This is a genomic window from Bradyrhizobium oligotrophicum S58, assembly GCF_000344805.1.
Taxonomy (GTDB): Bacteria; Pseudomonadota; Alphaproteobacteria; order Rhizobiales; family Xanthobacteraceae; genus Bradyrhizobium; species Bradyrhizobium oligotrophicum.
In genome coordinates, this window is sequence record NC_020453.1 from 6,728,856 (window position 1) to 6,748,573 (window position 19,718).

Sequence of the window (19,718 nt, forward strand, 5' to 3'; positions counted from 1 at the left end):
ACGCAGGCCAGAGTTTCCTGGAAAGGGTTTCCTCGACATGACCACCAAGCTGCCGGTTCTCGGCGCCGCCCTCTCCATCAAGTCCCTTCCCGCTCACCGCGACTGGCTGCTGGAGCGCCAGCGTGATCTGGAAATCCAGGACTTCTTCCGCGCCGATCTTCTCGACAGCGACTGGCGCGGCACCGCCAGGGAGATCAAGGCGATGCTGGACGGTCACACCGGCCGGCTCGGAATCCATGGTCCGTTCTGGGGCTTCAAGATCGACAGCCACGATCCGATGATCCGCCGTGCGGTCACCAAACGGCTGCTGCAGGGGCTGGAAGTCGCCGAGTTTCTCGGCGCCACGCAGATGGTGATCCACTCGCCCTACACGACCTGGGACGCCAACAACATCGACATGCTGCCGGACAATCGCGAAGCGCTGATCGAGCGCGTTCGCGCGACATTGACTGACGTGATCGCCAGCGCCGAGCAGGCGAACTGCGAGATCGTGATCGAGAACATCGAGGACAAGAACCCACAGGATCGCGTCGGCCTCGCCAAGGCGCTGGGCAGCAGCAAGGTCCGCATCTCGCTGGACACCGGCCACGCCAACTATGCGCATCATTCCACCGGCGCGCCGCCGGTCGACTACTACGTCGACGCCGCCGGCGACATGCTGACCCACGTCCATCTGCAGGACACCGACGGCTATGCCGACCGTCACTGGGCGCCCGGCGAAGGCAACATCCGCTGGGTCGCGGTGTTCCGCGCGCTCGCGAAGCTGAATTCCAATCCGCGGCTGATCCTCGAACTGCGCAACCACGATCAGGTCCGGGCCGGCGCCGCGCATCTCGCCTCGCTCGGCCTCGCCGAATAGGCCCGCCATCTTCGCATCGTCGACAACCTCAAGAGAGATTGCCATGACCAACCTCACCCGCCGCGACCTGCTAAGCGCCGGCGCCGCGATCGGCGGCAGCTTCATCCTGCCGCGCGTCTCGATCGCGCAGGCCGACAGCCGCCCCTCGGTCACCATCGCGGTGCAGAAGATCACCAATTCGAACGTGCTCGACGTGCTGCGCGAGCAGTCCAATGTCGGCGAGCGCGTGTTCTACTCGTCGCTGTGGGAAAGCCTGATCTCGAAGAATTTCCGCGGCAATCTCGAAGCCGTGCCCGGCCTTGCCACCGAATGGAAGCGCATCGACGACCAGACCGTCGAGCTGAAGCTGCGCCAGGGCGTCAAGTTCCACAATGGCGACGAGATGACGGCCGACGACGTCGTGTTCTCGTTCAGCCGCGAGCGCATGTTCGGCGACAGCGAGGCCAAGAGCCGCACCACAATCAAGGCGTTCGAGAAGATCCCGAGCCCGCGCCCCGGCAAGGAGCTGCCGCCGGACGTGATCGGCGTCGCCCGCCGGATGTGGCCGGACCTCGTCCGCGTCGATGCGGTCGACAAATACACCGTGCGCTTCGTCAACGCGACGCCTGATGTCACCATCGAAGGCCGCCTGATGCGCTACGGCTCCGACATCATGAGCCGGCGCGGCTGGGAGGAAGCCGCGAGCTATCTCGACTGGGCGCGCAAGCCGATCACGACAGGTCCCTACAAGATCGTCGAGTTCAGGCCCGACGTGTCGCTGACCCTGGAGGCTCACGACGAATATTGGGGCGGCCGCCCGCCGCTGAAGCGCATCCGCTTCCTCGAAGTGCCGGAGGTCGCGAGCCGCATCAACGGGCTGCTCTCGGGCGAATATCAGTTCGCCTGCGACATCCCGCCGGATCAGATTGCGGGCATCGAGAAGAACGCCGCCTTCGAGGTGCAGGGCGGCACCATCCTCAACCACCGCCTGACCGTGTTCGACAAGAACCATCCGCAGCTCGCCAATCCGCTGGTGCGGCGCGCCTTTACCCACGCGATCGACCGCCAGGCCATCGTCGACAGCCTGTGGGCCGGCCGCACCCGCGTGCCCAAGGGGCTGCAATGGGAGTTCTACGGCGACATGTTCATCGCCGACTGGAGCGTGCCGGCCTACGATCCGAAGCTGGCGCAGGACCTGCTCAAGCAGGCCGGCTACAAGGGTGATCCGATCCCGTATCGCCTGCTCAACAATTACTACACCAACCAGGTCGCGACATCGCAGGTGCTGGTCGAGATGTGGCAGGCGGTCGGCCTGAACGTGCAGATCGAGACCAAGGAGAACTGGTCGCAGATCCTCGAACGCGGCGCGTCTCGCGCGGTGCGCGACTGGTCCAACTCGGCCGCGTTCAACGATCCGGTCTCTTCGCTCGTTGCCCAGCATGGCCCGAACGGCCAACAGCAGCAGGTCGGCGAATGGAGCAATGACGAGCTGAACAAGCTGTCAGAGTTCCTGGAGACGTCGACCGATCGCGATGCGCGCAAGACGGCGTTCCGCCGCATGCTGGAGATCGCCGAACGCGAGGATCCGGCCTACACGGTGCTGCACCAGAACGCGACCTTCACGGCGAAACCGAAGTCGATCAAGTGGAAGGCCTCGCCGGCGTTCGCGATGGACTTCCGCACCGGCAACTACGGAGCGTGATGCCGTGGCGCCGCTGGTCAGCATATCCGGCCTCAAGGTCGCCTTCGACGGCACGCCTGTGCTGCATGGCATCGATCTCGACATCAGCACGGGCGAGGCCATCGGCCTCGTCGGCGAGTCCGGGTCCGGCAAGTCGGTGACCTGGCTGGCGGCGCTTGGCTTGCTGCCCGGCAAAGCCAAGGTCTCCGGCTCGGTGCAGCTCGAAGGCCGCGAATTGCTTGGCGCTGCCGGCGCAGTGCTCGACCGGGTGCGCGGCAGGCGTGTCGCGATGATCTTCCAGGATCCGGCGAGCGCGCTCAATCCGGTGCTCACGATCCGCCGCCAGCTGTGCGAAAGCCTCGGCCTGCATCGCGGGCTGCGCGGCGAGGCGGCGCGCGCCGAGGCGCTGCGGCTGCTCGACCTCGTCGGTATTCCCGATGCGTCCAGGCGCCTGTCGGCCTATCCGCACGAGTTCTCCGGCGGCCAGGTCCAGCGCATCATGATCGCGATGGCGCTGGCCGGGCAACCCGATCTCCTGATCGCGGACGAGCCGACCACGGCGCTCGACGCAACGATCCAGGCGCAGATCCTCGATCTCTTGTCGGCCATCCGGCGCGAGTTCAACATGGCGATGGTGCTGATCAGTCATGATCTCGGCGTCGTCGCGGAGAACTGCGATCGGGTGGCGGTGATGTATGCGGGACGCATCGTCGAGCAGGCGCCGGCGTCGCGGCTGTTCGACGATCCCTGGCATCCTTACGCGCAGGGCCTGATCGGTGCGCTGCCGCCGCTCGATGGTGTCAGGCGACGGCTGCAGGCCATTCCCGGCACGGTGCCCGATCCGCGCGCGCTGCCCAGCGGCTGCGCCTTCGCGCCGCGCTGCAATTTCGCCGGCGACGGCTGCCATGCCGGCGTGCCGCCGCTGGCGCCGTGCGACGATGATCGCGCCGTCGCCTGCCTGCGGCCGCAGCGTCTGCCGGTGGAGCTCGCCGCCGAATGACCACACCGCTCGTCGAGATCCAGGGGATCTCGCGCACCTACCGGATGCGGTCCGGCCTGTTCGGACGTCCCGCATCCGTCCGCGCCGTCGATGGTCTGAGCTTCTCCATTGCCAAGGGCGAGACGCTCGGTATCGTCGGGGAATCCGGCTCCGGCAAGTCCACCACCGGCCGCATGGTGCTCGGACTCGAACCACCCGATCAGGGCAGCGTGCGCTTCGACGGCGCCCCGATTGCCCAACCGGGCACTGCCGCGTGGCGCGCACAGCGCGCAAGCATGCAGATGATATTCCAGGATCCGCTCGGTGCCCTCGATCGCAGACTTCCCGTTGCCGAGCAGATCCGCGAGCCGCTCGACATCCACGGCATCGGGACCAAGGCCGAACGCCAGGCGCGGGTGCACGAATTGCTGCAATCCGTCGATCTCAACGAAAGTCATGGCCACCGCTATCCCGGCGCGCTGTCCGGCGGCCAGCGCCAGCGCATCGTGCTGGCGCGCGCGCTGGCGACCAAGCCAGACTTCCTCGTCTGCGACGAGCCGGTCAGCGCGCTCGACGTCTCGATCCAGGCGCAAGTCGTCAACCTGCTGATCGATCTACAGGCACGCCTGGGCCTGACCATGCTGTTCATCAGCCACGATCTGCGCGTCGTCAGGCAGATCAGCAGCAAGGTCGCCGTGATGTATCTCGGCCGCATCGTCGAACAGGGCGACGCCGACGATCTGTTCGCGCGGCCGCAGCATCCCTACACCCAGGCGCTGGTGTCGGCCTCGCCTGCCCCCGGCCGCCGCAGCACCAACCGCATCGTGCTGACGGGTGATCCGCCGAACCCGGCGGCGCGACCGTCGGGCTGCGCCTTCCATCCGCGCTGTCGCCACGCGACCGCGCGTTGCGCCGTCGAGATCCCTACGCTCGCCGCGCTGGATCAGCAGCGTCAGATCGCCTGCCATCTCGTCACTGGCCCGCAGTCCGATACCCAGGACGCCGCGTGATGCAGCGCTTTGTCGCGATCCGCTTCGCGCGCGCGCTGCTGACAATCGCGCTCGTCGTCACCTTCGCCTTCATCGTGCTCCGGCTGTCCGGTGATCCCGCGCTGATGATCATGGGGCCGGAGGCGCCGCCCGAGGTCATTGCCGCGTTCCGCAAGGCGTGGGGCCTCGATCATCCGATCTGGGTGCAATATCTCGACTACTTCAAGGCAATCGCCCAGGGCGAACTCGGCCGCTCGATGCGCGACGGCCGGCCCGCGATCGAGCTCGTCATCGAGCGCATCCCCGCGACCCTGGCGCTGACCATTCCGGCGTTCCTGCTCAAGATGCTGCTCGGCATTCCCGCCGGCATCTACGCGGCATTGCATCGCGGCTCGGCGATCGACCGCGCGGTGATGATCACGGCCGTGGCGGGCTTCACTGTCCCGAGCTTCGTGCTGGCGCTGCTCCTGGTGCTGATCTTCGCCGTGCAGCTCGGCTGGCTGCCGTCGGGCGGCCAGGACTCTTGGCGCCACGCCATCCTGCCGATCGTCACGCTCGGCTTCGGCGGCGCCGCTGTGCTGGCGCGCTTCACGCGCAGCGCGATGCTGGAAATCCTTGGCCAGCCCTATATCAGGACGGCATCGGCCAAGGGCGTACCCTGGCGCAGGGTGATCACCGACCACGCGCTGCCCAACGCCGCGATCCCGACCGTCACGATCCTCGGCTTCATGGTCGGCAGCCTGATTGCCGGTGCCGTGGTGGTCGAGAGCGTATTCTCCTGGCCCGGCGTCGGCCGGCTGCTCGTCGTCGCCGTCGCCAATCGCGACCTTGCCGTCGTGCAATGCATCCTGCTGTTGGTGGCGATGACAATGGTGACGTCGAACCTGATCGTCGATTTTCTCTACGGCCTGCTCGATCCGCGGCTGCGCAGCAAGGGAGCCGAAGCATGACCGACATTGCAATGAAGGCGCCGGCCGAACGGCGGCTGCGCTGGCCGAACGTGCCCGTCTCCGTCACCATCGCTGCAGGCTGGATACTGGCCATGCTGGTGCTGGCCATCTTCGCCGATCAGATCGCACCTTACGGCTTCACCAAGTTCGACCTGCGCAACCGCCTGTCCCTGCCCGGCAATGCCGCGCATTGGCTCGGCACCGACGAGCTCGGACGCGACGTGCTGTCGCGGCTGATCGTCTCGATCCGGATCTCGCTGTTGATCGCGTTCGGCGCCACCGCGATCTCCGCCGTCGCCGGCACCACGCTCGGCTTTCTCGCCGCGCATTTCCGCGGCTTGGTCGAACAATTCGTGCTGATGCTCGCCGACTTCCAGGCCAGCATGCCGTTCTTGATCCTGGCGCTCGCCGTACTCGCCTTCTTCGGCAACTCACTGCCGCTCTTGATCGGGCTGATGGGCCTGTTCGGCTGGGAGCGCTATGCGCGCATCGCGCGCGGGCTCGCCATCTCAGCAAACGCGCAAGGCTATGCCGCCGCGGTCCGCCAGCTCGGCGCGACGCCGCAGCGGGTGTACCTCAGGCACATCCTGCCGAACATCGCATCGACCCTGATCGTGTCGATGACGCTGGTGTTTCCGGAAGTCATCCTGCTGGAATCCGGCCTGTCGTTCCTCGGGCTCGGCGTGCAGCCGCCGATGACGAGCCTTGGCAACATGGTCGGCTATGGCCGCGAGTACCTGACGCGCGCGCCGTGGATCATGCTGGCGCCGGCGGTGACGATCGTGGTGACGACGCTTGCGGTGTCGGTGATCGGCGACTGGCTGCGGGACCGGCTCGACCCCACCTTGCAATAGAACAGCTCAGCGGCGCGCTTCATGGCTTGTCGCGGCGGCGTGCTCACAGACAATCAGGGCGTGCCCCGCCTGCTCACCGGCCAGCGCCGTCCATTTCGACGCCTGCTCCAACCACAAATCGCGGCGCGCCGGATCGCGCTCGGCTTCCTCGCGACAGCTCAACGCCGCCGCCATGCACGCCGATTTTCTGTCCATCCGCCATGGTCCGACACATCAACGAAAAAGGCACTAACATAGTATAGCACCATTTAAGGTTGTAGTGAAATTCTCAGCCGGACAGCTCCGCATAGTGCATCGGCAGCGAATGATGCGCATGGCAGGCGGCGACCGCGGCATGGCCGAACGCCACCGCGATCTGGTGCAGGTCGGTAACGACGTCGCCGATGCCGTAGAGTCCCTCGACGCCGCAGCGCTGCTTGGCATCCACCTCCAGAAAGCCATCGGTCGTATGCCGCGCGCCGAGCCTGATGGCGAGCTCCGAGCGAACGTCGGCGCCCATCGCGGGGTACACGATCTCGAAGCGTTCGCTGGCGCCGTCTGTAAACGTAGCCTCGATCGCACCGTCGCGGCGCTGTAGCGCATGAAGCGGCGGCGTCACCCGAATGCCCGCTGCCGCCAGATCTCTTTGTTTGCCGTCGTCCTGCGCGTCGCCGATCGGGATCAACGCGACGTCGGAACTGTAGACGCGCATGAACAGCGCCTTTCCGGCGGCGTGACCGAGCTCACCAATGATCGCGATCTTGCGACCGATGGTTTCGAAGGCGTCGCAGACCGGACAGTAGCGCAGTTCGCCATCGCGAACCGCCGCGGTCCAGTCCGCCAGCGGCGCCTGTTTGTCGACGATGCCGGTGGCGAGGATGACCCGCTGGGCCGAGATCACGCCGCCGGAATGCAAGGCCCGAAGCTCCGACTCGACCTTTTCGAGCGAGCTCACGGTTGCCTTGACGATCGGCACCCCGAGATCCCGAACCTGACGTTCCATCCGCGCGAGCAGCTCGTGTCCTGGCATCCCGTTCGGGAAGCCGGGAAGATTGTGGCTGCGCGGAATCAGCGCCGCCCGCGATGCACCGCCATCCACGATCATGACCTTCCGTCGGAACCGCGCCAGATAGATCGCGGCCATCATTCCAGCCGGCCCTCCCCCGATGACAAGTACCTCGTTGCGCATCGCCGCCCTCCTGTGCTGATGGCTTAAGCAAGGCAGAAGCGAAAGGTTCGCCTTAGGACAAGTCTCCGTTTTGCCACGACAAAGGGAACCGCCACAGAACCAATCTGGAACACGAATGGAACTTTTCAGGGCGATGGAACGTTAACCTATGTCGCTGCCAAGGCAGAAAACCCATGCAAACTTGGCGGCGGTGGGGATTTGTTGCGAGGGCGCGTGGATGCGATTTGTCAATTCGACCGATGAAAGTCTGATGGCGTATTACGAGAGTGTTCGAAAGCAGGTTGCGGCGGACAGCCGGATCGGAGGCCCTTATCGGCTGATCGGCGACCGGGCGAAGCAGTATGCCCAGGAGCTTCAATCGGAAATGCGACGGCGGCAGCTGCGGTTCACGCCGATCGAGTGGCCAAACTAATTAGTCGGGACTCTGCCAAGCCGATCGACGCGGGGCCATCCATGAGACAGCGTTAGTACGCCCTCTCCCCGCAAGGGGAGAGGGCGCTGTATCTTGCGGTCTCACTGCGGAGCCAGTCGAAGCGTGACCGCGATCACTCCCACGACCAGCTCGCGAAATCGTTCTCGAACTGCGGCACGTCCTTCCAGACGCCCTTGAGCTTCTTGTTGATGATCGTGATCCACTGCGGCTGGAACAGGAAGCCGGCGGCGGCATCGGTTGCCAGCATGCGCTGAGCGTCGCCGAGCAGCTTGGCGCGCGCGGCCTCATCCGGCGTGTCGACGATCGACTGATAGAGCTTGTCGAACGCCTCGGACTGATAGCCGAAATAGTAGTTCTTCTCGGTGAACTTCACGAGATCGAACGGCTCGACATGCGATACGATGGTGAGGTCGAAATCGTGCGGGCCGTTGAACACCTGCGACAGCCACGCCGCCCATTCGAGGTTCTCGATCTTGGCGACGATGCCGACTTTTGCGAGCTGGGCCGCAAGCACCTCGCCGCCCTGGCGCGCATAGGCCGGCGGTGGCAGCCGCAACGACAACTGCAGCGGAGTGGTGACGCCGGCCTCGGCGAGCAGCTTCTTGGCCTTCTCCGGATCGTACGGATTGATGTCGGTGGTGTCGACATAGCCGAGCGAGCCCGGCACGTAGAAGCTGCCGATCGGCGCGCCGAGCCCGTCGACTGCGCCCTCGATCATCGCCTTGCGGTCGATCGCGGCGAGAATGGCACGACGGACGCGGACATCGTCGAGCGGCTTCTTCTTGTTGTTGATGGTGACGATCGTCTTGGCCTTGGAGCCGCCGATCAGCACCGTAAAACGCGGGTCCGACTTGAACTGCGGCAGCGTGCGCGCAGTCGTGCCGCGCGGGAAAGCATCGACGTCGCCCGACAACAAGGCCGCGACCTGCGCCGCCGGATCGGAGATGAAGCGAATCGTCACCTTGGACAGCTTGACCGAGGCAGCGTTGCGATAGTCAGGCCATTTATTCAAGGTCAGCGACGAGCCCTTGGCCCAGGCGCCCAGCGTATACGGGCCGGTGCCGACCGGCTGCGTCGCGTCGGTCGGCGCGCTCTTCGGCTCGACGATGGAAGCCGTGGCCTGCCCGAGCAGGAACGGCAAGTTGGGCTCGGAATATTTGAGCTTGATCTCGATCGTCTCGGCATCGGGGGCGTTGACGGCCTCCATCGCCTGGAACAGCGCCTTGTCCTTGTTGGTGCTGGTCTGCGCACCAGCGCGCTCGAACGAGAACTTCACGGCGGCGGAATCGAACGCCTCGCCGTTCTGGAATTTGACGCCCTTGGCGAGCTTGAACGTGTAGCTCTTCAGATCGGATGACGCCTGCCAGCTCGTCGCGAGCAGCGGCGACACCGAGCCGTCCTCATTGATCTTGGTCAGCGTCTCATAGACGTTGTAGAGCGTGACTTCGGCGATCGCCGCCGCAGCCGCGCTGGTCGGATCGAGCCCCGGCGGCTCCAAGGTCATGCCGACGACGACGCTGTCTTTCTTGCTCTGTGCCGAAGCCGGCACCGCCGCGGCCGCGACGAGCGCGGTCAGTACGATGATTGATAGTCTTCTGATCATTGTTCGTTTCTCCCGGACTGAACCAAATTACGCGTCAAAGCGGCTTCGATACAAGAGGCAGGTCGTCTGTCGCGACCAGCGCCGGCAGCGCCATCACGCTCTCCGCCTTGTGGCAGGCCGCAGCATGCTGCGCCGTGAGCGCCCGCAAGGACGGGGCCGTCTCGCGGCAGTGTGCGTCGGCGAGCGGACAGCGCGGCGCATAGGCGCATCCGGACACGCGCAGGGATTGCGACGCGATCGCAACGTCCTCGCGCCGGCGCCTGACCGCGCCGGCCTGGGCGCGCGGCACCGCATCCAGCAGCGCGCGCGTATAGGGATGCGCGCATTGGCCGAACAGATCCTCCGGCCGTCCACGCTCGACGATGCGGCCGAGATACATCACCGCGACCTCGTCGCAGAGATAGTCGACGACCGCGAGGTCGTGACTGATCAGCACGTAGCTCAGGCCGAACTGCTCCTGCAGATCCTGCATCAAATTGAGCACCTGCGCCTGCACCGACACATCCAGCGCCGACACCGGCTCGTCGGCGACAATCAGCTTCGGCTGCGTGATCAGTGCGCGCGCGATCGCGATGCGCTGGCGCTGGCCGCCGGAAAACTCGTGCGGATATTTGTCGATGTCGGCATCGCGCAACCCGACCTGCCGCAGCACGCCGGCGACCCGCGTCCGCAAGGACTCGCGGTCTGGATTGTCAAGCGCGGTGAGCGGCTCGGCGACGATGCGCGCGATGGTCTGGCGTGGATCGAGCGACCCATACGGGTCCTGAAATACCATCTGGAAATCGCGGCGGGCGCGCCGCAGCTCATCCGCCGAGAGGCGGTCGAGATCGCGTCCCGCCATCAGTACCGATCCCGACGACGGCCGCTCCAGCGCCATGACCAGCCGTGCCAAGGTCGACTTGCCGGAGCCGGACTCGCCGACGATGCCGAGGCTTCTGCCGGGCTTCAGCGTGAGCGACACGCCATTGAGCGCGAGCACCTCGCCAGGTGGCCGCAGCAGGCTCTCGCGTGGCAAGGTGTAGCGCTGCACCAGATCCCTGACCTCGAGCAGCGGCGTCTCCACCGGCATCGGTGCTGCCGTGCTCAAGCGACCACTCCCGCCGGATCGCGCGCGAGCGCGACGTCGGTCCTGATGCAGCGGACATTGTGATCGGCGCCGATCTCGAACGCCGGTGGCAGCGCCGTGCGGCAGGCGTCGACGACCAGCGTGCAGCGATCGGCGAACGGACAGCCGGCCGGCAGATCGGCCAGTTCCGGCACCGTGCCGGCGATGGTCGCAAGCCGCGTCCCCTTGCGGGCCCCGAGCCTTGGCCGCGCGCGGAACAGGCCCTGCGTGTAGGGATGGCCCATGCGCGAGAACACGGCGTCGGTGGCGCCGCTCTCGACCACCGTGCCGCCATACATCACGATCATGCGCTGGACATTCTCGGCGATGACGCCGAGATCGTGCGAGATCAGGATCATCGCCATCCCGCGCTCGGCGACGAGATCGGCGATCAGATCGAGGATCTGGCGCTGGATGGTGACGTCGAGCGCCGTGGTCGGCTCATCCGCGATCAGCACGTCGGGGCTGCAGGCGAGCGCCATCGCGATCGTGACACGCTGACGCTGGCCACCGGAGAACTGATGCGGGTAGGCATCGTAGCGCCTGGCCGCGTCGGGCAATCCGACCCGGTCTAACAGCGCGATCGCCTGTCGCCGCGCATCGGCCGCCGAGCAGCGGGTGTGCCGCAGCAGCGGCTCGGCGACCTGGTGGCCGATCGTGTGCATCGGGTTCAGCGCCGTCATCGGCTCCTGGAAGATCATGCTGATGCGGTTGCCGCGCAGCCTGCAATACTCTGCATCGGGCAGCCCAACGAGCTCACGGCCATCGAGCCGGACGCTGCCGCTGACGACGGCGCTGTCGGGCAGCAGCCCCAACAGCGCCAGCGCCGTGATCGACTTGCCGCAGCCGGATTCGCCGACAATCCCTAAGTTCTCGCCGCGCCGAAGCGTGAACGACACCTCTCGCACGGCCTTGGCCGGACCGCGGCTGGTGTCGAGTTGGATGCCGAGACCGGCGACATCGAGCAGGACCTGTTCGCTCCCGGTCATCGCTGCCTCGCCAGCCGGGGATCGAGCAGATCGCGCAGGCCGTCGCCGAGCAGATTGAGGCCGAGCACCGCGAGCGCGATCGCGGCGCCCGGATACACCGCAAGGCTCGGCGTCTGGAACAGCAGGGTCTGCGCGTCGTTCAGCATCCGTCCCCAGGACGGCTGCGGCGGCTGCGTGCCCAGACCGAGATAGGACAGCGCGGCTTCCGCCAGGATCGCCAGCGCAAACTGGATCGTCGCCTGCACGATCAGGATCGACAGGATATTCGGCAGCACGTGCTCGATGGTGATGCGGAAGCGGCCCTTGCCGGCGGCGCGCGCGGCGAGGATGAACTCGCGCGCCCAGATCGCGCCGGCCGAGCCGCGGGTGACACGGACGAACACCGGAATCTGGAAGATGCCGATCGCGGTGATCGACGTCACCATGCCCGGCCCGATCACCGCGGCGAGCATGATCGCGGACAGCACCGCCGGAAACGCAAAGGTGAAATCGCTGAAGCGCATGATCAGCTCTTCCGTCCAGCCGCGCCGGGCGGCCGCGATCAGGCCGAGGCAGACGCCGCAGGTCAGGCCGATGCCGACCGCGATGATGCCGACGAGAATGGTCGCGCGCGCACCGACCAGCAGCAGCGAGACGATGTCGCGGCCGAGCACGTCGGTGCCGAGCCAATGCGCCCATGACGGCGGCCGCAACTTGGCGGCGACGTCGATCTCGTAGGCCGACCACGGCGTCCACACCAGCGACAGCATCGCGGCGCCGAGCACGAACAGGCAGAGCAGCGCGCCGACAACGAAGCTGCGGTGGCGCAGCGCGCGGCGCCGGAAGGCGTTTTGCGACGACGTCGCGCCCACCGGCGCTTGAATGATCACGGACGAACTCACAACTCGTGAACCTTGATGCGCGGATCGATGACGGCGTAGAGCACGTCGACCACGAAGTTGACGACGATCACCATCGCCGCCAGCAGCATGACGCAGTTGCGCACCACGATCAGGTCGCGATTGGCGATCGACTGGAAGATCAGTCGTCCCAGGCCCGGCAGATAGAACACGTTCTCGATCACGATGGTACCGGCGAGCAGATTGGCGAATTGCAGGCCCATCACGGTCAGCACCGGAATCATCGCATTGCGCAGCACGTGCTGCCACAGCACCTCGAGCCGGGTCAGTCCCTTGGCGCGCGCCGTGCGCACGAAATCCTCGCGCAGCACGTCGAGCACCGCCGAGCGCGTCACCCGCGCCAGGATCGCGGCCTGTACCACCGCGAGCGCAACCGCGGGCAGCAGCAGCGATCTCAGGCCGGACCACAGCCCCTCCTCCCAGCCGGGAAAGCCGCCGGCCGACAGCCATTGCAGCTTCACCGCGAACAGCAGGATGAGGAGAATCGCGAACCAGAAATTCGGCAGCGCGATGCCGATCTGGGTCAGCGACATCACGCCGACATCGCCGATGCGATTATGATTTGCGGCGGTGTAGATGCCGGCAGCGAGCGCCAGCACCGTGGTCAGCAGCATCGCCATGATCGCGAGCGGAATGGTCATCACCAGCCGCTCGCGGATCAGCTCGGCCACCGGCGTGCCATAGGCGTAGCTGTTGCCGAGATCACCGACCAGCAGACCGCCGAGCCAGTGGACATAGCGGTAAGCCAGCGGCTGATCCAACCCGAGCTTGACGGTCAGCGCCCTGATAGCATCAGGCGAGGCATCGGCGCCCATCAGCGTCTGGGCGGCGTTGCCCGGCAGCGCGTCGAGCACCAGGAATATGATGAGCGACGCGCCGATCAGGGTCGCCAGCAAGGTCAGGCATCGCCGCAGCAGAAAAACGCTCATCCACGCTCTCGGGATCGAATTCGCGGCGCACGATCCACGGCTTTGGGCTGCAGTGCAAGCCCTCCCAGAGCAGGGCCGTCATGGCTTCTGCTTCATGGCTTCTGCTTTGCGGCATGATCGAAGAAGCGGATCAGCGCCGCGCTGACCTCGTCGGGGCTTTCCTCCGGCATGTAGTGGCCGCAATCGGCGATGACGCCGCCTTCGACATATGTTGCCAACTGCGTCATCGCCTCTACCAGACCGGGACCGACACCACGCTCGGCACCCAGCGCGAGCACCGGCATCGCCAACGGGCGCAGGCTCCGCGCCCGATTGGCGGCCACGCCCTCGGCACTGAAGGCCTCCTGGTAGTAGCGGGTTGCCGCGCGGACCGCCCCGGGCACTGCCAGCTGGCGCGCATATTCCGCGATGTCGTCGGGACCGATCGCCCAGGGCTTGACCGCCTTGGCGCGGAACAGCCAGGTCAGGAACGCGCGCTCCCGGCCCGCGATCAGCACCTCCGGGAGATCGTCGAGGCGGTTGAACGCGAAATGCCACGCCCTCAGATTGGCTTCCTCCGGCGGAAGGTCCGTGCGTGGCGACGACAATCCGGGCACCAGCGCATCCATCATCGCGAGCCGCCTGATATCCCCGGGCCAGTCGGCCGCATAGGCGTAGCCGATCCAGGCGCCGACATCATGACCGGCGACGTCGATCGGGCCGTCGTCGAGCAGGCCGAGCCTAGCTGCGAACGCATGGATATCGGCCGCAACGGTCGCGAGATCATAGCCGGTCACGGGCCGTTCGGAATCACCCATGCCGCGCGGATCCACCGCGATGACACGACGCCCGGCCGCTGCGAGGCGCACCATGACGTGCCGCCACGCGTACCAGCTCTGCGGCCAGCCCGGCAGCAGCAGCACCGGGGCGCCTTCGCCACGCTCGACATAATGCAGCCGCACGCCGTTCAAGGCGACGGTGCCGTGACGGAAATCCGTCGAGGAGGCGGTCGGGTCAGGAAGGATCGAGGCGCGCATTTGGAAACATCCATTCTCTAATTTGATGTAGTGAAGTCGGGCGAGTTTGGGACTGCGATATCAGTCGAGCAGGCGCAGCGCGTCGTCACAGATCGCGGCCATGTCGGCCGGCTTGCGGCCGCTTTTGCCGAGCACGCGCATGCCCTGGAGGACGCAGAGCAGCAGACGCGCGGTGACCTCAGGATTGATCGCGGAGGCGATCGAACCATCGGCCTGGCCCTCCCTGATGAAACGCAGCAGGCGCGTCTCATGCGTGGCCAGGATCTTCGTCAACCGTTCGCGCAGCGACGGGTCTGAGCCCGCGAACTCCATCAGCGTCCCGATGACGAGGCAGCCGGTCCGCCCGGTCTCGCCATGGCTGGTCTCGGCATAGGACTTCAGGACGGCCGCCACACGGTCGCGGCCCGTGCGCGCCGGTGCCAGCAACGTGTCGAGCCGCCGCGTCCGCCGGTCGACATAGCGGTCGAGCGCAGCCATCAACACGCCGCGCTTGTCGCCGAACGCCTTGTAGATGCTGCCGGAGGTCAGCCCCAACGCGTCGTTGAGGTCGGCCACGGACGTTGCGCTGTAGCCGAGCCGGCTGAAGACGGTGATCGCCTTGTCCAGCACGACGCCCATGTCGAACTCGCGCGGGCGGCCCGGGGTACGCGGTGATGGTGCGGAATCGCTCATTGTTGGTCTTAATTAGAATATAATCGTTTCCGAATCAAGCCCACCTGAAACGCCAACCCTGCCGCTCCTGCCCCCCTTGATCCGTATCAACTGATCGTTTCGATGAAGCACGATGATGGGAACACACGTCAGCACGGATGGCCGCCTCGACCATGATTCCCGAACATATTGCGCCCCGCGCGCGGGCAACGCCGCCGCATGCCCCCGGCTTCGTCTGGGGCGCTTCGACCTCCGCCTTCCAGGTCGAGGGCGCGGCGCACCTCGACGGCCGCACCGACAGCATCTGGGACGTCTATCTGCGCGCCCCCGGCCGGACGAAGGACACGGCCGAAACCGCCTGCGACCACTATCATCGCTATGCCGAGGACGTGGCGCTGATGCGCGATCTCGGGCTCGGCGCCTATCGGTTCTCGGTCGCCTGGCCGCGGGTGCTGCCGCAGGGACGTGGCGCGGCCAACGAAGCCGGCCTCGCCTTCTACGACCGCCTCATCGATGCGCTGCTCGCCGCCGGCATCGAGCCCTGGCTCTGCCTCTATCACTGGGACCTGCCGCAGGCGCTCGATGATCTCGGCGGCTGGCAGAACCGCGACATAGCCGGCTGGTTCGCCGACTATGCCGCGCTGGTGGCACAACGGTACGGCGATCGCGTCAAGCGCTTTGCCACCTTCAACGAGCCCTGCGTGTTCACGCTGTTCGGCTACGGCCTCGGCTGGCATGCGCCGGGCGTGGCCGACAAGGCGGCGCTGCACAAGGCGATTCATCACGTCAATCTCAGCCACGGCCGCGCCGTCGACGTGCTGCGCAGCCATGTCGGCGGCGCCTCGATCGGCGCGATCCACAACCGCCAACCCTGCTATCCCGCGACCAACGACCCCGCGGACGCCGCGGCGGCGCTGCGGCTGGCGGCCTATTGGAACGATGCCTTTCCGTTCCCGCAGCATTTTGGCCGCTATCCGCCGGAACTGGCGGATGCGGTCGCGCCTTATATCGTGCCCGGTGACCTCCAGCAGATCGCACGACCCGTCGACTGGTTCGGGCTCAATCACTATTCCCCGCACTATGTCAGGGCCGACAGCAACCTGATCGGTGCCGGCTTCGGTCCCGCGCCGGACAGCGTGCCGCGCAGTTCTAACGGCTGGCCGGTCGTGCCCGACGGGTTTCGCGATACGCTGATAGACATTCACCAGCGGTTCCGGCTGCCGATCTACGTGCTGGAGAACGGCACGGCGGCCACCGACGTGATCGATCCCTCAGGCCATATCCAGGATGACGATCGGATCAGCTATCTCAAGGCCTATACGGCCGCCATGGAACAGGCGATCACGGCAGGCGCGGACGTGCGCGGCTATTTCGTGTGGTCGCTGTTGGATAATTTTGAATGGGGAGCGGGCTATTCGCAGCGCTTCGGCATTGTCTATGTCGACCACGCCACGCAGCGCCGCATTCCCAAGGCGTCTGCGCGGTGGTATGCGGACATGATCGCGGCACACCGGGCGTCCAACGATCCGGCCGGGCCGCACAACCGGGCGGAAGACTAGGGAATGAGCGATCGCGTTCTTCTGGGAGATATCGGCGGCACCAACGCGCGTTTTGCGCTGCTGGCGGACGGCACGATCGGTGACGTCGCGCATCTGAAGGTCGCCGACTTTCCGACCGTCACCGACGCGATCACGGATTTTCTGTCGCGCCACGCCGCAGGCGGTCCGCCGACCGCAGCCGTGCTCGACATCGCAGGTCCCATCGAACGCAATCGCGGCATGCTGACCAACTCGACCTGGGTGATCGATGGCGAGGAGCTGGCCGCGCGATTCAAACTGCGCTCGGCGAAGCTCCTGAACGATTTCGAGGCCGTCGGCTGGTCGCTCCCCGCTCTGCATCCGGATGATCTGTTTCCGCTCGGCGGCAGCACGGCGGTGGCCGGCGCGCCGATGCTCGTGATCGGCCCGGGCACCGGGTTCGGCGCGGCCTGCTATCTGCCGGGCGACGGCCGCCCCACGGTTGCCGTCACCGAGGCCGGTCATGCCACACTACCGGCAACCACGGCCCGCGAGGCCGCGGTGCTGGCCAAGATGCGCGAGCGCTTCGGCCATGTCTCGATCGAACGCGCGCTGTCGGGGATGGGCATCGAGAACGTCTACCATGCGATCGCCGCCGTCGACGGCGCCACGGTGCCGCAGCGTGACGCCGCGGCGATCACGCACGCCGCGCTCGATGGCAGCTGCGCCACCAGCCGCGCCACGCTCGACATGTTCTGCGCCTGGCTCGGCGCCGTCGCCGGCAATCTCGCGCTGACCTTCTGCGCCCGCGGCGGCGTCTATATCGCCGGCGGTATTCCGCCGCGTTTTCCCGACTACTTCGCCAAGTCCGATTTTCGCCGGCAGTTCGAGAGCAAGGGGCGCTATGACAGCTATCTGCGTCCGATCCCGGTTCATCTCGTCACCAAGCCCGACATCAGCTTCCTCGGCCTCAAATCGTTCTTCGAGGCCGGCATCACCGCGAGCAGCGGCTCCCCCGCGCACTGACATCAAATGAGCGACATCGTCACGATCACGCCGAATCCGGCCGTCGACGTCTCGACCACGGTCGAGACGATCGTGCCCGTGGCCAAGCTGCGCGGCACGACGCAACGGCGCGATCCCGGCGGCGGCGGCATCAACGTCGCCCGCGTCGTCTCGCGTCTCGGCGGCGATGTCACCGCGCTCTATCCCGTGGGCGGTCCAACCGGGCTGCTGTTGAAGCAGCTGGTCGACAACGAAGGCGTCGCCAGCCGCACCTGGACCACCGCGGAGGACACGCGCGAGGATTTCTTCGTCCAGGAGCGCAGCACCGGCCAGCCTTACCGCTTCATCCTGCCGGGACCGGCACTCACCGATTCCGAATGGCAGGCCGGCCTCGCGCTGCTCGCGGGCATGGATCCGTTCCCGCGCTTCGTGGTCGGCAGCGGCAGCCTGCCGCGGGGCGTGCCCACCGACTTCTATGCGCGTATCGCCGACATCGCGCGAGCGCGCGGCGCTCGGTTCATCCTCGATACCTCCGGCCCGGCGCTGGCGGCGGCGGTCGCCGGCGGCGTCGACTTGATCAAGCCGTCGCTTCACGAGATGCGCGACCTCGCCGGCGGCGAGCTGTCGGATGCGGCGGCGTGGGAGACCGCGGCGCGTGCGCTGGTGGCGTCCGGCAAGGCTGGCACGATCGCGCTGACCATGGGCCATCTCGGCGCGCTGCTGGTGACATCAGACCGCGTGCTGCGCGCCAAGCCGCTGACGATGGTGCCGGTCAACGCCGTCGGCGCCGGCGACAGCTTCCTCGGCGCGCTGGTGGCCAGGCTCGCCGCCGGCGTCCCGCTCGAGAATGCGTTCCGCTTCGCGGTCGCCGCCGGTGCCGCCGCACTGTTGCGCACCGGCACCGCGCTGTGCGACCCGGCCGATATCAGCCGTCTTGTCGCTGACGTGCAGCTGCAGACGGCGTGACGTCCGCACCGGCCTCATCGTTGAGCTGATCGAGCGACAATAGCAATCCACCGACGCGCTCCAGCGACGACATCCAGTCGGCGACGCGGCTGTAATTGTCGACCAGCCAGTTGAACGAGCCCTGCACCAGCGTGAACGCGGCCGCCGCCTGCGTCAGCTCCCCGAGCGTCATCTGATCACCGAGGAATTTCGGCGCGCACAGCACGAGGCCGATGATCGGCGCCAGCAGCGTGTTCGTGTGCGAGACCATCGTGGTGCGCATCAGCTGCCAACACAGCCGCTTCCACCGCCTGATGGCGCGGTCGAGCGCCTGCCACAGGCCGGCAATGACCGCGCGCTCCTCGCGCTTGGGCGTGACGCCTTCGCCGATGTCGCGCAGCAGATGCGCGGCCGTGATCAGCTCCGACTCGGCCTGGTTCTTGATCTGGATGACGCGCGTGAGCGGCGAGCCGACCCACAGCATGGCGCCGGTGACCAGGCCCGAATAGACGGCGACGCTGACCACGAGGTAGCCGGGAATCCCGACTTGAACCCCCGCGACGGCAAAACTGATGGGGCCGCCGACCTGCCACAGCACCTGGACGAAGATGATGGCGGTCAGCACCGAGGAGATCACGTTGACGGCAAAATCGACCGGCGCATCGGTGGCGATGCGGACGTCCTCGGCGATCCGGTATTCGGGAATCTTCTGATCACCCTGCACCGTCGCCAGCCGCGCATAGCGGTCGTTCTCGACCCAATAGTCGATCACCTTCGCGGTCAGCCATTGCCGCCAATTGCGCTGCATCGCCATGCGCCCCCACACCGAGGCCACCGCGAGCACGACGCTCGCGGCACAGAGGGGGACCAATAGAGCGGCCTGCTGGCGCAAGCGCGCGGGATCGCGGCCCTCCAGCGCGTCGAAAAAATCCCTGTTCCAATAGTTGAAGCGAAACTGGACATAGAGCTGCAGCACGACGATGCCGGCCAGCACTGCGCACAGCAGCCAGATCCGCCATGCGCTCCGTCCGCACCAGAAATGCCGCGCCGTCAGCCAGAACCGCGACCATTCGCGATTGCCATCCTCATTGTCGTCCTCGGACATGCCAGCGGATGGGAATTGCTGCGGTTGATCTGCTGCAACGCGTTCTGGCTGTGGAACTTTCG

General features: G+C 66.5%; 20 protein-coding genes. 10 read left to right on the top strand and 10 right to left on the bottom strand.

Features of this window, described 5'->3' with window-relative positions:
- The first annotated feature begins 37 nt into the window (after window positions 1–37).
- From S58_RS29120 to S58_RS29145, 6 genes are read left to right on the top strand one after another with little or no spacing between them, the layout of a single operon-like run.
- Window positions 38–859: a sugar phosphate isomerase/epimerase family protein gene (locus S58_RS29120; protein WP_015669006.1), complete on the top strand. Its 822-nt coding sequence runs from the start codon at window positions 38–40 to the stop codon at window positions 857–859.
- A gap of 43 nt (window positions 860–902) precedes the next feature.
- Window positions 903–2,540, top strand: a complete 1,638-nt coding sequence (locus S58_RS29125; protein ID WP_015669007.1) for an ABC transporter substrate-binding protein — start codon at window positions 903–905, stop codon at window positions 2,538–2,540.
- Between the two features lie 4 nt (window positions 2,541–2,544).
- On the top strand, window positions 2,545–3,519 hold the full coding sequence (locus S58_RS29130) for an ABC transporter ATP-binding protein (RefSeq protein WP_015669008.1): 975 nt from the start codon (window positions 2,545–2,547) through the stop codon (window positions 3,517–3,519).
- Window positions 3,516–4,508, top strand: coding sequence for an ABC transporter ATP-binding protein (locus tag S58_RS29135; protein ID WP_015669009.1), 993 nt, complete (start codon window positions 3,516–3,518; stop codon window positions 4,506–4,508). Before S58_RS29130 ends, S58_RS29135 begins: the two co-directional genes overlap by 4 nt.
- The gene (locus S58_RS29140) at window positions 4,508–5,437 is read left to right on the top strand and encodes an ABC transporter permease (protein ID WP_015669010.1); all 930 of its coding nucleotides are present in this window, start codon (window positions 4,508–4,510) and stop codon (window positions 5,435–5,437) included. Before S58_RS29135 ends, S58_RS29140 begins: the two co-directional genes overlap by 1 nt.
- Window positions 5,438–5,448: 11 nt before the next feature.
- Window positions 5,449–6,291 carry an ABC transporter permease gene (locus S58_RS29145; RefSeq protein WP_377812135.1) on the top strand — a complete coding sequence of 281 codons (843 nt, stop codon included), beginning with the start codon at window positions 5,449–5,451 and terminating at the stop codon, window positions 6,289–6,291.
- A 6-nt stretch (window positions 6,292–6,297) separates the two neighbouring features.
- On the opposite strand, the gene S58_RS37860 is transcribed toward S58_RS29145, so the two are convergent.
- Window positions 6,298–6,486 (bottom strand): hypothetical protein, encoded by a 189-nt coding sequence (locus S58_RS37860; protein ID WP_144058411.1) that lies wholly within the window; start codon window positions 6,484–6,486, stop codon window positions 6,298–6,300.
- A 73-nt stretch (window positions 6,487–6,559) separates the two neighbouring features.
- Window positions 6,560–7,459 carry an NAD(P)/FAD-dependent oxidoreductase gene (locus S58_RS29150; protein WP_015669013.1) on the bottom strand — a complete coding sequence of 300 codons (900 nt, stop codon included), beginning with the start codon at window positions 7,457–7,459 and terminating at the stop codon, window positions 6,560–6,562.
- 217 nt (window positions 7,460–7,676) lie between these two features.
- On the opposite strand from S58_RS29150, the gene S58_RS29155 reads away from it, so the two are divergent.
- Entirely contained in the window at window positions 7,677–7,871 is a 195-nt protein-coding gene (locus S58_RS29155; RefSeq protein ID WP_015669014.1) for a hypothetical protein, read from the top strand.
- A 133-nt stretch (window positions 7,872–8,004) separates the two neighbouring features.
- On the opposite strand, the gene S58_RS29160 is transcribed toward S58_RS29155, so the two are convergent.
- The 7 genes from S58_RS29160 to S58_RS29190 form a co-directional block, all read right to left on the bottom strand.
- The gene (locus S58_RS29160) at window positions 8,005–9,495 is read right to left on the bottom strand and encodes an ABC transporter substrate-binding protein (RefSeq protein WP_015669015.1); all 1,491 of its coding nucleotides are present in this window, start codon (window positions 9,493–9,495) and stop codon (window positions 8,005–8,007) included.
- A 34-nt stretch (window positions 9,496–9,529) separates the two neighbouring features.
- Window positions 9,530–10,564, bottom strand: a complete 1,035-nt coding sequence (locus S58_RS29165; RefSeq protein ID WP_015669016.1) for an ABC transporter ATP-binding protein — start codon at window positions 10,562–10,564, stop codon at window positions 9,530–9,532.
- Window positions 10,565–10,578: 14 nt separating this feature from the next.
- Window positions 10,579–11,589: an ABC transporter ATP-binding protein gene (locus S58_RS29170; RefSeq protein ID WP_015669017.1), complete on the bottom strand. Its 1,011-nt coding sequence runs from the start codon at window positions 11,587–11,589 to the stop codon at window positions 10,579–10,581.
- The gene (locus S58_RS29175; RefSeq protein WP_042340997.1) at window positions 11,586–12,455 is read right to left on the bottom strand and encodes an ABC transporter permease; all 870 of its coding nucleotides are present in this window, start codon (window positions 12,453–12,455) and stop codon (window positions 11,586–11,588) included. The genes S58_RS29170 and S58_RS29175 overlap by 4 nt, the downstream gene beginning before the upstream one ends.
- A gap of 11 nt (window positions 12,456–12,466) precedes the next feature.
- Window positions 12,467–13,417, bottom strand: a complete 951-nt coding sequence (locus tag S58_RS29180; protein WP_015669019.1) for an ABC transporter permease — start codon at window positions 13,415–13,417, stop codon at window positions 12,467–12,469.
- A gap of 92 nt (window positions 13,418–13,509) precedes the next feature.
- A complete protein-coding gene (locus S58_RS29185; RefSeq protein WP_015669020.1) occupies window positions 13,510–14,433 on the bottom strand; it encodes an alpha/beta fold hydrolase in 924 nt (307 codons plus the stop codon).
- Between the two features lie 60 nt (window positions 14,434–14,493).
- Window positions 14,494–15,105, bottom strand: a complete 612-nt coding sequence (locus tag S58_RS29190; RefSeq protein ID WP_015669021.1) for a TetR/AcrR family transcriptional regulator — start codon at window positions 15,103–15,105, stop codon at window positions 14,494–14,496.
- A 152-nt stretch (window positions 15,106–15,257) separates the two neighbouring features.
- Here S58_RS29190 and S58_RS29195 point away from each other — a divergent pair, with 152 nt between their 5' ends.
- Genes S58_RS29195 through S58_RS29205 form a run of 3 tightly spaced genes read left to right on the top strand, consistent with a single transcriptional unit; the run spans window position 15,258 to window position 18,572 of the window.
- Window positions 15,258–16,643 carry a GH1 family beta-glucosidase gene (locus S58_RS29195; protein ID WP_042340998.1) on the top strand — a complete coding sequence of 462 codons (1,386 nt, stop codon included), beginning with the start codon at window positions 15,258–15,260 and terminating at the stop codon, window positions 16,641–16,643.
- A 3-nt stretch (window positions 16,644–16,646) separates the two neighbouring features.
- Window positions 16,647–17,627, top strand: a complete 981-nt coding sequence (gene glk / locus S58_RS29200) for a glucokinase (protein WP_015669023.1) — start codon at window positions 16,647–16,649, stop codon at window positions 17,625–17,627.
- A gap of 6 nt (window positions 17,628–17,633) precedes the next feature.
- Window positions 17,634–18,572, top strand: a complete 939-nt coding sequence (locus tag S58_RS29205; protein ID WP_015669024.1) for a 1-phosphofructokinase family hexose kinase — start codon at window positions 17,634–17,636, stop codon at window positions 18,570–18,572.
- Here S58_RS29205 and S58_RS29210 read toward each other — a convergent pair.
- A complete protein-coding gene (locus S58_RS29210) occupies window positions 18,532–19,656 on the bottom strand; it encodes an SbmA/BacA-like family transporter (protein ID WP_015669025.1) in 1,125 nt (374 codons plus the stop codon). The two genes, S58_RS29205 and S58_RS29210, sit on opposite strands and share 41 nt — an antisense overlap.
- Window positions 19,657–19,718: the final 62 nt, after the last annotated feature.

Bases quoted from the DNA above. Each gene is read 5' to 3' on its own strand.
- S58_RS29120 (WP_015669006.1), top strand. From the start codon at position 38: ATGACCACCAAGCTGCCGGTTCTCGGCGCCGCCCTCTCCATCAAGTCC.
- S58_RS29125 (WP_015669007.1), top strand. From the start codon at position 903: ATGACCAACCTCACCCGCCGCGACCTGCTAAGCGCCGGCGCCGCGATC.
- S58_RS29135 (WP_015669009.1), top strand. From the start codon at position 3,516: ATGACCACACCGCTCGTCGAGATCCAGGGGATCTCGCGCACCTACCGG.
- S58_RS29140 (WP_015669010.1), top strand. From the start codon at position 4,508: ATGCAGCGCTTTGTCGCGATCCGCTTCGCGCGCGCGCTGCTGACAATC.
- S58_RS29145 (WP_377812135.1), top strand. From the start codon at position 5,449: ATGAAGGCGCCGGCCGAACGGCGGCTGCGCTGGCCGAACGTGCCCGTC.
- S58_RS37860 (WP_144058411.1), bottom strand. From the start codon at position 6,486: ATGGACAGAAAATCGGCGTGCATGGCGGCGGCGTTGAGCTGTCGCGAG.
- S58_RS29150 (WP_015669013.1), bottom strand. From the start codon at position 7,459: ATGCGCAACGAGGTACTTGTCATCGGGGGAGGGCCGGCTGGAATGATG.
- S58_RS29155 (WP_015669014.1), top strand. From the start codon at position 7,677: ATGCGATTTGTCAATTCGACCGATGAAAGTCTGATGGCGTATTACGAG.
- S58_RS29160 (WP_015669015.1), bottom strand. From the start codon at position 9,495: ATGATCAGAAGACTATCAATCATCGTACTGACCGCGCTCGTCGCGGCC.
- S58_RS29165 (WP_015669016.1), bottom strand. From the start codon at position 10,564: ATGCCGGTGGAGACGCCGCTGCTCGAGGTCAGGGATCTGGTGCAGCGC.
- S58_RS29170 (WP_015669017.1), bottom strand. From the start codon at position 11,589: ATGACCGGGAGCGAACAGGTCCTGCTCGATGTCGCCGGTCTCGGCATC.
- S58_RS29180 (WP_015669019.1), bottom strand. From the start codon at position 13,417: ATGAGCGTTTTTCTGCTGCGGCGATGCCTGACCTTGCTGGCGACCCTG.
- S58_RS29185 (WP_015669020.1), bottom strand. From the start codon at position 14,433: ATGCGCGCCTCGATCCTTCCTGACCCGACCGCCTCCTCGACGGATTTC.
- S58_RS29190 (WP_015669021.1), bottom strand. From the start codon at position 15,105: ATGAGCGATTCCGCACCATCACCGCGTACCCCGGGCCGCCCGCGCGAG.
- S58_RS29195 (WP_042340998.1), top strand. From the start codon at position 15,258: ATGATTCCCGAACATATTGCGCCCCGCGCGCGGGCAACGCCGCCGCAT.
- glk (WP_015669023.1), top strand. From the start codon at position 16,647: ATGAGCGATCGCGTTCTTCTGGGAGATATCGGCGGCACCAACGCGCGT.
- S58_RS29205 (WP_015669024.1), top strand. From the start codon at position 17,634: ATGAGCGACATCGTCACGATCACGCCGAATCCGGCCGTCGACGTCTCG.
- S58_RS29210 (WP_015669025.1), bottom strand. From the start codon at position 19,656: ATGTCCGAGGACGACAATGAGGATGGCAATCGCGAATGGTCGCGGTTC.